This window comes from Nonomuraea glycinis (genome assembly GCF_014646515.1).
Classification (GTDB): domain Bacteria; phylum Actinomycetota; class Actinomycetes; order Streptosporangiales; family Streptosporangiaceae; genus Nonomuraea; species Nonomuraea glycinis.
The window spans coordinates 489904-504123 of sequence record NZ_BMNK01000001.1 but is presented as its reverse complement, the minus strand read 5'-3'; the positions used below and the strand labels follow the sequence as shown (position 1 = coordinate 504123).

General features: G+C 69.3%; 11 protein-coding genes. 8 read left to right on the top strand and 3 right to left on the bottom strand.

The window, feature by feature from the left end:
• The first annotated feature begins 66 nt into the window (after positions 1-66).
• The 6 genes from IEY87_RS02335 (at position 67) to IEY87_RS02310 (ending at position 8460) form a co-directional block, all read left to right on the top strand.
• The gene (locus IEY87_RS02335; RefSeq protein ID WP_225276890.1) at positions 67-1086 is read left to right on the top strand and encodes a GNAT family N-acetyltransferase; all 1020 of its coding nucleotides are present in this window, start codon (positions 67-69) and stop codon (positions 1084-1086) included.
• A 186-nt stretch (positions 1087-1272) separates the two neighbouring features.
• Positions 1273-2106, top strand: a complete 834-nt coding sequence (locus tag IEY87_RS02330) for a glycosyltransferase family 2 protein (RefSeq protein ID WP_189136764.1) — start codon at positions 1273-1275, stop codon at positions 2104-2106.
• 31 nt (positions 2107-2137) lie between these two features.
• Complete coding sequence (locus IEY87_RS02325) at positions 2138-3079, top strand: glycosyltransferase family 2 protein (protein WP_189136763.1); 942 nt, start codon at positions 2138-2140, stop codon at positions 3077-3079.
• Positions 3076-3879: a polysaccharide deacetylase family protein gene (locus IEY87_RS02320; protein ID WP_189136762.1), complete on the top strand. Its 804-nt coding sequence runs from the start codon at positions 3076-3078 to the stop codon at positions 3877-3879. The genes IEY87_RS02325 and IEY87_RS02320 overlap by 4 nt, the downstream gene beginning before the upstream one ends.
• Entirely contained in the window at positions 3872-5191 is a 1320-nt protein-coding gene (locus IEY87_RS02315; protein WP_189136761.1) for a lipopolysaccharide biosynthesis protein, read from the top strand. The genes IEY87_RS02320 and IEY87_RS02315 overlap by 8 nt, the downstream gene beginning before the upstream one ends.
• 89 nt (positions 5192-5280) lie before the next feature.
• Positions 5281-8460, top strand: coding sequence for a hypothetical protein (locus IEY87_RS02310; RefSeq protein WP_189136760.1), 3180 nt, complete (start codon positions 5281-5283; stop codon positions 8458-8460).
• 54 nt (positions 8461-8514) lie between these two features.
• Here the strand turns inward: IEY87_RS02310 and IEY87_RS02305 are convergent, their stop codons facing one another.
• The 3 genes from IEY87_RS02305 to IEY87_RS02295 form a co-directional block, all read right to left on the bottom strand.
• Positions 8515-9837, bottom strand: a complete 1323-nt coding sequence (locus tag IEY87_RS02305; RefSeq protein WP_225276814.1) for a GH39 family glycosyl hydrolase — start codon at positions 9835-9837, stop codon at positions 8515-8517.
• 159 nt (positions 9838-9996) lie between these two features.
• Complete coding sequence (locus IEY87_RS02300; RefSeq protein WP_189136759.1) at positions 9997-10746, bottom strand: SDR family oxidoreductase; 750 nt, start codon at positions 10744-10746, stop codon at positions 9997-9999.
• 49 nt (positions 10747-10795) lie between these two features.
• Positions 10796-11833 (bottom strand): phosphotransferase family protein, encoded by a 1038-nt coding sequence (locus tag IEY87_RS02295; RefSeq protein ID WP_189136758.1) that lies wholly within the window; start codon positions 11831-11833, stop codon positions 10796-10798.
• A 158-nt stretch (positions 11834-11991) separates the two neighbouring features.
• Between IEY87_RS02295 and IEY87_RS02290 the strand changes: the two genes are divergently transcribed.
• The gene (locus tag IEY87_RS02290; protein ID WP_189136757.1) at positions 11992-13074 is read left to right on the top strand and encodes a GNAT family N-acetyltransferase; all 1083 of its coding nucleotides are present in this window, start codon (positions 11992-11994) and stop codon (positions 13072-13074) included.
• Entirely contained in the window at positions 13071-14192 is a 1122-nt protein-coding gene (locus tag IEY87_RS02285) for a DegT/DnrJ/EryC1/StrS family aminotransferase (protein ID WP_189136756.1), read from the top strand. The genes IEY87_RS02290 and IEY87_RS02285 overlap by 4 nt, the downstream gene beginning before the upstream one ends.
• The last annotated feature ends 28 nt before the right edge of the window (positions 14193-14220 follow it).

Below are 14220 nucleotides of genomic sequence, written 5' to 3'. Positions count from 1 at the left end.
GGTGAGCGAGCCCGATGGCGGGAGCTCCAGAAGGCGGATGCCAGTCTGGACAATCCGTTCTTGTCGGTGGAGTTCGCGGTCGCCATGGACCGGTTGCGCGACTATGTGCGGGTGGCCGTCATCGAGGACGGCAACCGTATCGTCGGCTTCCTTCCGTACGAGCGGCACAGTTTCGGCATCGGCAAGCCCCTCGGCGGCTTCCTCACCACGTGCCACGGGCTGATCGCGGTCCCGGACCTGAAGATCGACGCGCGGGCGCTCCTGCGGGCCTGCAAACTCACCGTCTTCGACTTCGATCACCTGGTCGCCGGCCAGCCGACGTTCGCGCCCTTCGAGAGCGACGTCCGCCCCGCGCCCGTGATGGATTTCACCCTCGGCTTCGACACCTGGCTCGAGCAGGTCAAGACCAATTCCCCGAAGAACCTCAAGACCGTGCGCTACAAGGAGCGCAAGCTCGGCAGGGAGCACGGGGAGCTCCGCTTCGAGTGGTCCTCGCCGGACCCCGGGGTGCTGCGCACGCTGCTCAACTGGAAATCCGACCAATACCAGCGGACCGGCCGGGTCGACAGGTTCGCGCAGCCGTGGATCGTCGAGCTCATCGACCTCATGCACGCCGAGCGGTCACCCGACTTCTCCGGTGTGCTCACCATGCTCTACTCGGGTGACGTGCCGGTCGCGGGCCATTTCGGACTGAGCACCGCCACCACTCTCGTGGGCTGGTTCCCCGCCTACGACACCGAGTTCGCCAAATATTCCCCCGGCATCGTGCACCACATGCAGATGGCCGAGGCCGCCGCCGCGAGCGGGTTACTCATGGTCGACATGGGCAAGGGCGGCAAGGAGTACAAGGACTGGCTCAAGAGCGGAGTCCTCTACGTCGCCGAGGGACGCGTCTCCCGACCGTCTCCCGCGGCGGCCGTTCACTGGATGGGCCGGACTCCTTTTAATAAAGCTCGAACAATTGTCATGGATCGACCGTCTCTCTATAGGGCGGCCGATCGCGTACTGAAGGGTTTCGGTCGAGTACGCCGTTCCATGCAGCAGGACACCGACGCAGTCGCGAAGGATCCGACGGGGGCGGGCTGAGCCCATCCCCACCCCCGAGACCAGCAAGACAGCACAGCACAGCACAGCACCGAAGCAGCACAGCACCTGCACCGCCCTCACCTCAGGACCACCGATGCACCGCTCGCCTCATCAGCCATTCCCACAGCACCTGGGAGAGGCTGACCACGCGGTGCGTCGGCTGGTCTCGGAAGGATCAACCTCGCCATGAGTCCCGAGATCACCAAAATCAACGGCAAGACGCAGCTCAAGCCTCTGCGCTCCATGCCGCCTATCGAGCGGTTCACCCCGGTCACACCTCACCTGGCCATCTCTCCGACGGTGAGCGTCGTGGTGCCCGCGATGAACGAGGCGGAGAACCTGCCTCACGTGTTCGCCACGCTGCCGCAGTGGATCGACGAGATCGTGCTCGTGGACGGCAACTCCGTCGACGACACGGTGGCCGTGGCCCGCCGCCTCCGGCCCAATGTGAAGGTCGTCACCCAGACGGGCAAGGGCAAGGGCGACGCCCTGGCCGCCGGGTTCGCCGCGTGCACCGGCGACATCATCGTGATGATCGACGCCGACGGCTCGACCGACGGGCACGAGATCATCTCGTTCGTCGGCGCGCTGGTGACCGGCGCGGACTTCGTCAAGGGCTCGCGTTATGCCGCGGGGGGCGGCAGCGACGACCTGACGTTCAACCGCCGCTTCGGCAACCGGGTCCTCACCGGCATCGTCAACACGATGTACCGCACCCAGTACACCGACCTTTGCTACGGCTACAACGCTTTCTGGGCCCGTCACCTGGAGGTGCTCAACGTCGACTGCGACGGCTTCGAGGTGGAGACCCTGCTGAACATCCGGGCCGCCAAGGCCGGGCTGAAGGTGCACGAGGTGCCCAGCCACGAGCGCAACCGCATCCACGGCGAGAGCAACCTGCACGTGGTCCGTGACGGCCTGCGGGTGCTCAAGACCATCCTGCGCGAGTATCGTCGCCAGCCCGCTCCTCCGCAGCCCGAGCCCGCCGCCGCACCGGCCACTGACCGGGGTGTCGCGTAGGTTTCGTACCGAGTCGCCCTAAGGAATCGTTGTGAACACGTCTGTTGTCATCTGCGTCTACACCGAGGACCGGTGGGAGGACATCAGGCAAGCCGTCGAGTCGGTCGAGCGGCAAACGCGCCGGCCGTACGAGCTGATCCTGGTCGTCGACCACAACCCGGACCTGCACCTGAAGCTCAAGCGCGAGTATCCCGACGTGATCGTCGTGGAGAACACGCACGAGCAGGGGCTGTCCGGCGGCAAGAACACCGGCGTGGCCACGGCCACCGGTGACATCGTCGCGTTCCTCGACGACGACGCGGTCGCCGACGCTGGGTGGCTGGAGGCTTTGGAGGAGGGCTTCCAGGATCCCGGTGTCGTCGGCGTGGGCGGTCGCACCGAGCCGATCTGGGCGTCGCAGCGCAGGCCGGGCTGGTTCCCGTACGAGTTCGACTGGACGGTCGGCTGCAGTTACCGGGGCATGCCCGAGGTGCGAGCGCCGATCCGCAACGTCATGGGCGGCAACGCGGCCTTCCTGCGCGAGGTGGTGTCCGAGGTGGGCGGATTCCACAGCGGCATCGGCCGCAGCGTGCAGGGCCGCAAGAGCAGGCCGCTGGGCTGCGAGGAGACGGAGTTCTGCATCAGGCTGAGCCAGCGCAAGCCCGGCTCGGTCATGCTGTTCGAGCCGCAGGCGCTCATCGGGCACAAGGTGTCCAGGCAGCGGGAGACGTTCGGCTACTTCCGCTCCCGCTGCTACGCGGAGGGCCTGTCGAAGGCCCTGGTCACGCAGGAGGTCGGCACCCAGGACGGGCTGTCCAGCGAGCGGGCGCACGCGCTCAAGACGCTGCCGCTCGGCGCGCTGCGCGGGCTCGGCGAGGCGGTCAGAGGTGACCTGGGCGGGCTCGGCAGGGCCGGCGCGATCGTGGTGGGACTGGGCTGGACGGCCTGGGGTTATCTGGTGGGCTCGGTACGACTGAAAGTGGTGCGGTCATGACCCGGGTGCCGATCCTGATGTACCACTCGGTCACCGACAAGCCCAACGAGGAGACCAAACCGCACTCCGTACGGCCGTCCGACCTGGCCGATCAGATCGCCTACTTAAAGGAGAGCGGCTTCACGCCGCTCACCCTGGGCGACCTGATCGCCTCGTTCAACAAGAACAACGGCAGGATCCTGCCCGCCAAGCCCATCGTGCTGACCTTCGACGACGGCTACGCCGACTTCCACAGCCAGGCGCTGCCGCTGCTGGAACGCTATGCCTTCCCCGCCACGGTCTTCCTGACCAGCGGCTGGGTCTCCGACGCGGGCAAGGACGCGGCGGGCAAGCCGCTGGACGACATGCTGTCCTGGACCCAGGCCCGCGAGGCCGCCCAGACCGGCATCGAGATCGGCGGCCACAGTCACAGTCACCCGCAGCTCGACCAGCTCCGCAGCGAGGAGCTGCGCCAGGAGCTGCGCCGCAACAAGGCCCTGCTGGAGGACAAGATCGGCACCCCGGTCGCCACCATGGCCTACCCGTTCGGCTACAGCAGCGCCCGCGTCCGGCGGGAGGTGCGCAAGGCCGGCTACTTCGCCGCCTGCGCGGTGGCCAACTCGATCGCCGCCGACAAGCACGACATGCTCGCCATCCCCCGCCTGACGATCTCCACGAGCACCACCACCACCATGTTCAGGCGCGCGGTCGAAGGCACCGGCGTGCCCCTCATCTATCTGCGCGAGCGCATCCTGACCAAGGGGTACGCCGTCGTCAGGCGAACACGGTACGGGCTGCAACGGGTCCGCGGACATGTCTAGCCTCTGGCAGAGACTGCTCCGCGACCTCCGCAATCCGCTGTTCAGGAACGGCTACGCGTTGATGGCCAACACCGGCATCACCGCCGTTCTCGGCATGGGCTACTGGCTGCTCGCCGCCCACTACTTCTCCGAGGAGGAGTTCGGCCGCGGGCAGGCGGTGATCGTCGTCATGCGGCTGTTCGCGTCGCTGACCGCGCTGGGGCTCGTGGGCGCGCTGGCGCGCTTCCTGCCGGTGGCGGGCCGCCGCACACCGGAGCTCATCCTGCGCGGGTACGGCATAGCCGCCGGCACCGGCGCCGTCGCGGCCGTCGGCTTCCTGCTGACCCTGCCGCTGTGGGGCGAGACCTACTCCGTGCTGGCGGGGTTCGGGCCCGGCCTGTTCTTCGTCGCCGCGGTGGTGGTCTGGGCCGTCTTCACGCTGCAGGACGTGGCGCTGACCGGGCTGCGCCAGGCGACCTGGGTGCCGCTCAACAGCGTGGTGTTCGGTCTGCTCAAGATGGGCCTGCTGGTGGCCCTGGCCGGCGCGCTGCCCAACGGCGGGATCTTCGTCTCTTGGATCGTTCCCACGGCCATCGCGCTGATCCCGATCAACTGGCTGATCTTCGGCGTCGTGGTGCCCCGGCATGTCCGGCAGACCACCGACCTCGGGCAGCACCCTCCTGGGCTGCGGGAGGTCGGCAGGTTCCTGGCGGGCGACTTTCCCGGCGCCCTGTCGGTGCTCGCGATCGTCTACCTGGTGCCCGTGGTCGTCGCCACGCAGGTGGGCGAGGCCACCTTCGGCCGCTTCTCGATGGCCCACACGCTGGGCTGCATGATCGAGGTGCTGGCGATCAACATGGCCGTGTCGCTGACCGTCGAGGGCTCCTTCGACCGGTCCCAGCTCGCCGCCAACTGCCGGCACGCGCTGCGGCGGGCACTGCTGATCATCGTGCCGATCGTCGTGGCGGTGATCGTCGGCGCGCCGTTCATCCTGCAGGTCTTCGGCTCGAAGTTCGCCGATGAGGGGACCATGCTGCTGCGGCTGATGGCACTCGCCGTGCTGCCGCGGGTGCTGATCGAGGTCTATCTCAGCGTGCTGCGGGCGCAGAGCCGGGCGCATACGCTCGCACTGGTCCAGATCGGGCTGGCGACGCTGGTGCTGGCCTCTATTCTGGTGCTTTTCCCGTTCACGAACGTGAACGGGGTGGGATACGGAATGCTGATCAGCCAGACCGTGGTCGCACTTTTGATCTTCGGGAAACTACGTAAAATTCTCAAATACGGCGAAACTACGCAAGTGGAAGTCGCTCAGGGGTCGCCCGGGGCCGCATGATGGTCAACGTGAGGCAACGGGACGGCGATGGCATGACAGCGGGAACCGGCTCTTCCGGCGTACGGGGGGACGCGGGAGAGGAGTCAGAGGTGCCTTTCGATCCGGAGGCGACGGGGATCATTCCCCGGCTGGATCTCGAATCCGTCAAGGAGACCCCACCGTCGGGCTCCGCGGACCCGAAGGCGTCCCCACCCCCCGACCCGCCCGAGCCTGAGGACGACTCGGCGGGCGATGACGAGGACGTCAGCGCCACCATGACCTTCCGCATCCCCACGTCCGCCGCCGTCCGCATCGGCGGCCCGCCGACCCTCGACGAGCCGACCCTCACCGACGAGCAGGCCAAGGACCCGGGCTCCGCTGAGGAACAGGGCAAGGAGCCGGGCAAGGAGCCGGGCCCCGCTGGCAAGCCGGCCAAAAAGTCGGCCTCTGCCGGCAAACGGGGTCAGGAGACGGCCTCCGCTGAGGAGCAGGGCAAGGAGACGCGGCCCGCCCTTCCCCGCCTGAGCGGCGGCGGCAAGCCCGCCCGGAAGCCGGCCCCGAAGCCGACCGCTCCCGGTGGCGCGGCCGAGGAGGTGACCGCCACCCAGCCCACCCCGGTGGCGGCCACTGGTGAGTCCACCCGGGAGGCTCCGGTGTCGGACACCCACGCCACCGACGCGCCGCCGAAGCCCTCAAGCACGCCGTCCCCCAAGGCCGGCGGCAGGCCACACGCTCCCCCGGCCTCGCCGGACGCGCGCCCCGCCCCATCGGACGCGCGACCAGCCCCGCCTGACGCGCGACCAGCCCCATCGGACGCGCGACCAGCCCCGCCTGACGCGCGATCAGGCTCGCCGGAGGCGCGCTCAGCCCCGTTGAGCACCGAGAAAGCCCTGACGCCCGACACGACTCCGCCGAGCATCGAGACAGCCCTGAAGGCCGACACGGCCCCGCCGAGCACCGAGAAGGCTCTGAAGCCCGGCGCGGCCCCGGCGACCCCCGGGACGATGCCGACGGGGCCGGCGGGGCCGACGGTGAAGCCCGCCGAGTCGGACGGGGAAGCCGCTGGCGCCGGTGCGGCGGACGGCGAGCGGGGTCAGGTGCGCGAGCGGGCCGGGCAGGCGTCGGCGACGGGCATCCGGGGGCGGATCTCGGCGCTGATCGCCAGCGCGCCCCAATGGCTGCCCCTGGTGCTGGTGCTCGAAGGTCTCGTCATGTACGTCCTGGCGCTGAAGGTCAGCCCGGGGCCGCTGCGCGGGGTGAACCCGGCGGACATCAACGGCCTGGGCCTGATCGCGGCGCTGCCCGCGAGCGCGTTCGCCGCGATCCTGATCATGCTGGTGTCGTTCTTCGTCACGGTCGCGCAGAGCACGGACCGCAAGTTCCTGCTGCTGTTCCAGATCGCCGCGATCACCTTCGCGTTGCACGGCGCCGGGGCGCTGGTGGCCGAGGAGCCGAGGTTCCCGACCGCGTACATCCATGCCGGTTTCGTGGAGTTCATCGGCAGGACCGGCGAGTCGGCGATCAACATCGACGCCCGGATGGGCTGGCCCGGCTTCTTCGCGCTGTTCGCGTTCGTGACGAAGGCGGCGGGGATCACCGACCTGACGCCGATACTCAACTGGACGCCGCTGCTGTCCAACCTGCTCTATCTGCTGCCGTTCGTGCTGATCCTGCGCCAGGTGGTGGCCACCACGCGGGCGCGCTGGTTCGCGGCGCTGCTGTTCGTGCTGGTGCAGTGGATCGGCCAGGACTACTTCTCGTCCCAGGGTTTCACCTTCGCGCTCTATCTGGCGTTCCTGGCGATCCTGTTGCGATGGTTCGGGCGGGTGGAGCCCCGTAAGAAGCCCCTCGCGCCGAAGGGGCTGCGCAGGCTGCTGGGCCGGCTGGACGCGATGACGCCGGGCGAGCTGGCCAACACCGGCATGTACCGGGCCGACAAGCTGCTCATGCTCATGCTGATGATCGCCCTGTTCGTCGCCGCGACGGCCTCGCACCAGATCACCCCGTTCATGATGCTCGGGGTGATGACCGCGTTCCTGATCCTCAAGCGGACCTCGCTGACGTGGGCGCTGCCGTTCTCCCTCGGCATGGTGGTGCTGACCTGGATCAGCTACCAGGCCGTGGGTTTCTGGGCGGGCCAGATCGAGGCCATCTTCGGCGGTCTGGGCAGGATTCTGACGAACCTGCAGACCAACACCGGCGACCGTATCGAGGGGACGGACCCGCTGCACGCGCTGGTGCTGCAGGCGCGGCTCGGCATCCTCATGGTGATCCTCGCGCTGGCGGCGGTGGGCCTGTTCCGGCGGATGCGGCGCGGCGTGTTCGACCGGGCCGCGCTGATCCTGCTGTGCGTGCCGGTGACGGCGCTGGGACTGCAGAGCTACGGCGGCGAGATCGGGCTGCGGATCTACATGTTCGCGCTGCCCGGCGCCTGCCTGCTGGCGGCGTTCGCGTTCTTCCCGAACCTGCCGGCGGACAGCGCCGACGTGCGCGAGGAGACCGTCCCGCTGCGCAAGCGGAACGCGCGCTTCAACCCGGAGCTGACCAAGAAGGTGTCGCTCGTGCTGGCCGCCTGCTTCGCGGTGGCGTTCTCGATGGCCTTCCTGGTCGCCCGCTACGGCAACGAGCAGTTCGAGCGGGTGACCGCGGGCGAGGTCGCCGCCATGCACTACGTGTACGAGCACGACAAGCCGAGCGCCCGCGTGGTCTACATGACCTCGCAGCTGGGGCCGGAGGTCACGCCGACGCTGCCGTGGGGCGAACGGGACATCGAGCTGGTCAACTTCGCCGGGCAGGTGCTCGTGCACAAGGATCCGACGAACGTCGCCGACGTGGTGAAACGGATGGCGCCGGGGCCGGACAGCCCGCGCAACACCTACCTGGTCGTCAACCGCGGTCAGATCAACTTCCTGCAGCTGAACGAGAACTTCCCGGACGGCTGGGGCGAGAAGTTCCGGGCGACGCTGGACGCCACGCCGCAGCTGAAGAAGGTCTACGCCAACAAGGACGCCGCGCTCTACACCTGGAAGTCGTTCGTCAGAGGCACGGAGACGCCGGATCCGCAGCCCTACCAGACGGCCGGCGACCCGAGCTCACCCTGGACGCCGGTCGGCGTCGCGGCGCTGATCGTGATGTGGGCGGCCCTGTTCGGCTACGAGGTCATCCGGCTCAACGGGGTCAAACGAGCGCCGCGAGCCAGGAAGTGGCTGCTGTTCATCGGCATTCCGGCCTTCGCGGTGGCCCTCGGAGTGATCATCGAACGGTTCATCTACATCGCCCTGGGCCCCTGATCCCACGGTGAAGGTCCCCTTCGGCAAGGGGACCTTCACCGTCGACAAGGTCGATCAGGTCGTGCCCCGGCCGCTCCACCGGACCTCGTACGGCTTGAGCGTCACCTGCTTGCCGTCGACCGTGGCGGTCACGGCGGTGGCGGCGGTGTTGACCATGACCACCTGACGGGCCTGGGCCAGCACCTTGACCCGCTTGTCGGACACCGCGGCCTGCTCGAGCTCCACGCTGGCGGGGAACCACTTGGTGAAGCCGCTCAGCAGCCCCGCCATCGGCAGTTCGGCGCCGTTCCCGCCGTCCCACAGGCAGCCGCGGCAGGGGCCCGGGTTCTTGGTCTGCGGGCTCCAGTAGAGGGCCGTGGTGACCTCGGTCCTGGCGAACTCCATGAGCGTGACGGCCTGCACGGCGAGGCGCTTGTCCTCGGTCCAGTCCGAGGTCTCCGGCTCGACGTACCACTCGGCCCACCAGACGGGCATGCCGCCGCTCTTCTCCTTGAGCCAGGCGGTGATGGCGCTGAACTTGCCCGTGGCGGCGAAGTCGTCCGGGATGTTGCCCTTGTCGCCCGTCAGGGTCGCGCCGTCGACCACGATGAAGTCGGCGCCCTTCTTGTGCTCGATCCAGTATTCGATCGCGTCGAGGCTGCGCTGGTCGATCGTGCCGTAGGTGCCGGACAGCTCGGAGGGCGCGCCGTTCTGGTAGCTGTCGATGGGCACGTACGGGCCGCCGACCTGGATCTCCGGGTCTACCTTCTTCAGCGCGTCGTACACCTTGTTGTAGAGCTGTGTGTAGCCTTCGGCGTCCCAGCGGTTGGTCGTCGGGTTCCAGAAGCCCTTGAACTCGTTCCACACCATGTAGTGCTTGACCGTCGGGTACTGCTTGGCGACCCTGACGGCGAGTTTGGCGTAGTCGTCGAAGAATTTGGGGTCGGGGGCGACCGTGTGGTTCTTGCTCCAGTCGGTGTAGCCCGCCTTGCCGCCCTTCATCCAGTCGGGGGCGCAGCACAGCGTGATGATCGGCAGCGCCCGCGACGACGCCATGAACTCCAGCCGCCGGTTGAGGTCACGGAAGTTGTACTGGCCGGGGCTGGGCTCGGGGTTGCCGGAGCCCCAGCCCATGATGTGCTGGTTCTGCAGCATCGGCACCTGGCCGAGGATCCCCTGGGCCCGCTCCCGTACCGGCTCGGCGGCGTTGTCCGCGCTGTACTGGGTGTGCGTGACGCCCCAGCGCGGCCAGTCGTCGACGGCGGGCGGCGGCTCCAGGCTGGGGGCGGGCTCGCTGGGGATGGGCTTGGCCGCCTCGCCGCCCTTGAAGTCCGGCTTGGACGCCGTTCTCATGCCCGCGTAGATCATGATGCCCGCCACGAGCAGAACGGCGAGCACACCGGCCCCTACGGCGATCGGCCAGGGCGACCGCCTGCGGGCATGTCGACCGTCCGTCGGAATCACGGATCCCACCCCTCACACGACGTTCAAAGGCCGGGCGAGGTCGCCCGGCCTATATAACCGTATCGGCACCACTTGCGCGCCACTTGCGACGTGTCAGGAGGAGGGCGGACGCTGACCCGTCGCAGGGCCCGGAACACCTGCGTAACGGTACGGCACGGGCTGCCTTCCCGGCTGCACGATGAGCAGGGTGCCCGTTTCCTCCGAGTAAAAGGCGGACTCCACGGCGGCGGCCACGTCGTCGGCGTCCAGCAGCGGGAATCCGGCGCTCGCGAACAACTCCCTGGCCTCGGCCACCAGCGGGGTGTCGGTGAAGCCGGGGCAGACGGCGTCGATCCTGATGCGCTCCTTCGCCAGCGGCGCGGCCAGCCCCCGGACGAGGCCGACGACGGCGTGCTTGGTCATGGTGTAGATCGGGTCGCCGTCGTAGCCGACGAGCCCGGCGAGCGACGCCGTGACGACGATCGCGCCGCCGCCCGAGCGCTTGAGCAGCGGCAGGCTGGCGGCGACGCCGAAGACCACGCCGTCCACGTTCACCCCGACCGCCTTGCGGTAGGCGTCGACGTCGAAGGCCGCCAGGTCCACGCCGCTGGTGACGCCGGCGTTGAGGTGGACCAGGTCCAGCCTGCCGTACCTCTCCTGGGCCAGTTCGACGGCGCGCAGCGAGGCGTCCTCGGTGCTGACGTCGGCGGCCAGCCAGGCGCCGCCAACCTCCTTGGCCAGCCGCTCGGCGCCCTCGCCGTCGAGGTCGACCAGGACGCAGGTGGCGCCACCCGTCGACAGGCGCCTGGCCACGGCGGCCCCGATGCCGCTCGCCGCTCCGGTGATCAGTGCAACAGTGCTCATGGCGCTCCTCAGGGGTGGGACTGGATGAGGCAGGCGGTGCCCGGGGCGCTCACGACTCGTCGAGCATGCGGTGGGCGCGGGCGATCAGGATGGGCACGGCGGCCCCGATCTGCTCGAAGCCCTCACCCACGGTCTTACCCTGCCGGAAGCGGGCGTGGATACCCTGCACGATGACCGCGAGTTTGAAATTTCCGAAGGCCGTGTAGAAGCCGAGGTCGGAGATGTCACGGCCGGACACCTTGGCGTAGTGGGCAGCGAACTCGGCGGCGTTCAGGAAGCCGGGCGCGACCGTCACGTCCCCGGCCAGCGGGATCCGGGCCCGCTCCTCGTCGCCGGGGTCCTGCCAGTAGGTCAGGGTGAGCCCGAGGTCGGCCAGCGGGTCGCCGAGGGTGGACATCTCCCAGTCCACCACGGCCAGGATCTCCGGCTCCGCCGGGCCGAGCCGTACCAGCGTGTTGTCGAGGCGGTAGTCGCCGTGCACCAGCGTGCCGGCCGAGCGGGACGGCAGGCGCTCGCGCAGCCGGGTGCGGAGCCTGTCGTACTCGGGCAGGTCGTCGGCCTTCGACCGTTCCCACTGCTGGTTCCACCGCTCGAGCTGGCGGGGCAGGTAGCCTTCCGGCCGGCCGAAGTCGGCCAGGCCCGCCTCGCGGTAGTCGACGGCGTGGATGGCGGCCAGGATCTCGGCCAGCCGCTCCGACAGCCGCCGGGTCCGCGCGGGCGCGGGGGTGGGCTCGCCGAGTTGCCGCCTGCTGCTTACGGCCTCGCCCTCGACGTACCCCATGAGGTAGAACGGCGCCCCGATGACGTCCTCGTCGGCGCAGAACGCGACCGGCTCCGGTACGGGCACCGGGGTGGGCGCGAGCGCCGAGATGACCCGCCACTCGCGCCGCATGTCGTGCGCGGTCGGCAGGACGTGCCCGAGCGGCGGACGGCGCAGCACCACGCGCCGCCCGGCCGTCTCGATCAGATAGGTCAGGTTCGACCTCCCGCCCGCGAGGAGCGAGACGGACAGGGGGGCACCGGCGTCGGGCACGTGCCGGCCCAGCCATGCGAAGAGCCGGGTCCGATCAATGCCTGGAACGGTCATGAGTCACCATTAGAACGTTATTCGGTCCTGAATACCACCTGAGAGTTGCATAACGTTCCGAATCATGAAGGGCCGACCACCGGTACATATCCTCTAAGCTGGCCGAACATGTCTGCCCGCATGCTGATCCGAGTAAGGCATGTCGACAGTAGGAGCCCATGCACGTCACGCTCGTTCGCCCCAGCGAGCTGGGAGCATCCGAAGTAGGTCGCTGGCGCGCGCTTCAGGAAGCCGACCCAGCGTTCGACAACCCGTTCCTGTCTCCCGAATTCACGATCACGGTCGGCGAACTGCGCGACATGGTGTGGGTCGCGGTCGTCTATGACGGGCCCGACATCGTGGGGTTCTTCCCCTTCGAGCGCCATCCGCTGGGCATCGGCAGACCGGTGGCCGCGGGTCTGACCGACGCGCAGGGCATGATCCATCTCAAGGACGCCGACATCCATCCGCACCGGCTGCTCAAGCTGTGCGGACTGTCCGTCTACGAGTACGACCACCTGGTCGCGGGTCAGCCGATGGAGCGCGCCAAAGCGGACGCCTACCCGTCGCCGATCATCAACCTGCGGGACGGCTACGCCCCCTACACCGAGTTCCTGCGCGAGCACTCCGGCAAGACCTACAAGAGCACGCTGGCCAAGACGCGCAAGCTCCAGCGCGACCTGGGCGAGGTCCGGCACGACTACGCGACCGCCGACCTGGCGCCGCTGCGCACCCTGCTGTCCTGGAAGACCGACCAGTACCGGCGCACCGGCCGCACCGACCGGTTCGCGCACCAGTGGATCGTCGAGCTGGTCGAGCGCCTGCTGGACACCCGGACCGAGAGCTTCGCCGGCGTCCTGGACATGGTCTACGTCGACGGCACGCCGCTGGCCGGGCACTTCGGCATCCGCACCCGCACGACCCTGGCCGGCTGGTTCCCCGCCTACGACACCTCCTTCGCCAAATACTCCCCCGGCCTCATCCAGCACCTGGCCATGGCCGAGAAGGCGGCCGGCTCCGGCATCCAGGTGATCGACATGGGCCGTGGCCACAAGGAGTACAAAGAGAAGCTCAAGAACGGCGAGCTCATGGTGTCCGAGGGCCGCATCGCCCGGCTCAGCCCGTCGGCCGGCGTGCACTGGATGCTCCGGGTGCCCGCCCGCAAGGCCCGCGCCACGGTGCTGGCCAACCCCCTGCTGCACCGGACCGCCGACAAGGCGCTGAAGACGTACGGACGGTTGCGTGCCGTCCTGCCTCAGTGAGACCGATCGCCGAGCGCACCGGCCGGCACTGCTTACTCCTGCCCTCCAACCGCCTCGGCCTCTACCTGTCGTTGCGCCACTGGTGCACGCCGGGCCAGCGGCTCCTCATGTCGCCCCTGTCGGCCGACGAGATCCTCTTCCTCGTGCTGGCGGCGGGCCTGCGCCCGGTGATCGCGCCGCTGTCGCCGGGTGACGGCAACATCGACGCCGCCCAGGTGGACCTCTCCACGGTGGACGCGGTCCTCACGACCAACCTGTACGGCCTGCCGGACCAAGTGTCGGCGTTCACCGGCAAGATCCTCATCGAGGACGTGGCGCACGCCATGGAGACGAGCGTCGACGGCCGGCCGCTCGGCACCTTCGGCCAGGCCGGCGTCTTCAGCCTCTCCAAGCATCCCGGCGCCGGCTCGGGCGGCGTCCTGGCCGTCGAGCACGCGTCGGACCTGAAGGCCCTGCAGCGGGCTCGGGACCAACTGCTCCAGCCCGGCGCCTTCCGCGCGGAGGTGCTCAGCGTGGTCACCTCGATGGCCCGTCAGCTGGCGCTCAAGTACAACCTCGTCCGTCCGGCGCTGCGGCTGGCGCGGGCGCTCGATCTGCAGGAGCCCCGCGACGGCTACCGCATCCCGCTGCTCGCCGAGGCCCTGTCCCAGGTGCTGCCGCACGCTCCCCTGCTGCCGCCCTTCGACCCGTGGGTCCAGGCCGACCTACACTCCTACCGCACCGAGCGGGGCCCCCTGGCCCGCTGGTACCAGGCGCGGCGGGTGGCGGCGGTGCCCGGCGAACGCTCGCGCAGGCTGGCGGGCGTGGCCCGGCTGGCCGCCCTGCCGTCGGCCGCCTCGGCCGTCCGCGACCACCTCGATCAGCCGCTGTTCCGCGTCCCGCTGCTGGTGCGCGAGCGCGACGCCGCGATCGCCGAGCTGGAGCGGTACGGGGTGGCGACGGGTTATCTGTACGACCCTCCCTACGACGACTACGCCGAGCCCTTCACCCAGCCCTCCGCCGACCCGGCGGCGGCCCGCTGGTGGGCACGGCACGTCCTGCCCGTCGACCCGTTGTACGCCTCCCGCGCCCTGCCGGTGCTCCGCCACCTGGAGCCCGCCTGGGAACGGGTCCGGTGACCCGGCTCCCGCCGCTGATCAGACCGGC

Bases quoted from the DNA above. Each gene is read 5' to 3' on its own strand.
- IEY87_RS02290 (WP_189136757.1), top strand. From the start codon at position 11,992: ATGCACGTCACGCTCGTTCGCCCCAGCGAGCTGGGAGCATCCGAAGTA.
- IEY87_RS02315 (WP_189136761.1), top strand. From the start codon at position 3,872: ATGTCTAGCCTCTGGCAGAGACTGCTCCGCGACCTCCGCAATCCGCTG.
- IEY87_RS02320 (WP_189136762.1), top strand. From the start codon at position 3,076: ATGACCCGGGTGCCGATCCTGATGTACCACTCGGTCACCGACAAGCCC.
- IEY87_RS02295 (WP_189136758.1), bottom strand. From the start codon at position 11,833: ATGACCGTTCCAGGCATTGATCGGACCCGGCTCTTCGCATGGCTGGGC.
- IEY87_RS02300 (WP_189136759.1), bottom strand. From the start codon at position 10,746: ATGAGCACTGTTGCACTGATCACCGGAGCGGCGAGCGGCATCGGGGCC.
- IEY87_RS02330 (WP_189136764.1), top strand. From the start codon at position 1,273: ATGAGTCCCGAGATCACCAAAATCAACGGCAAGACGCAGCTCAAGCCT.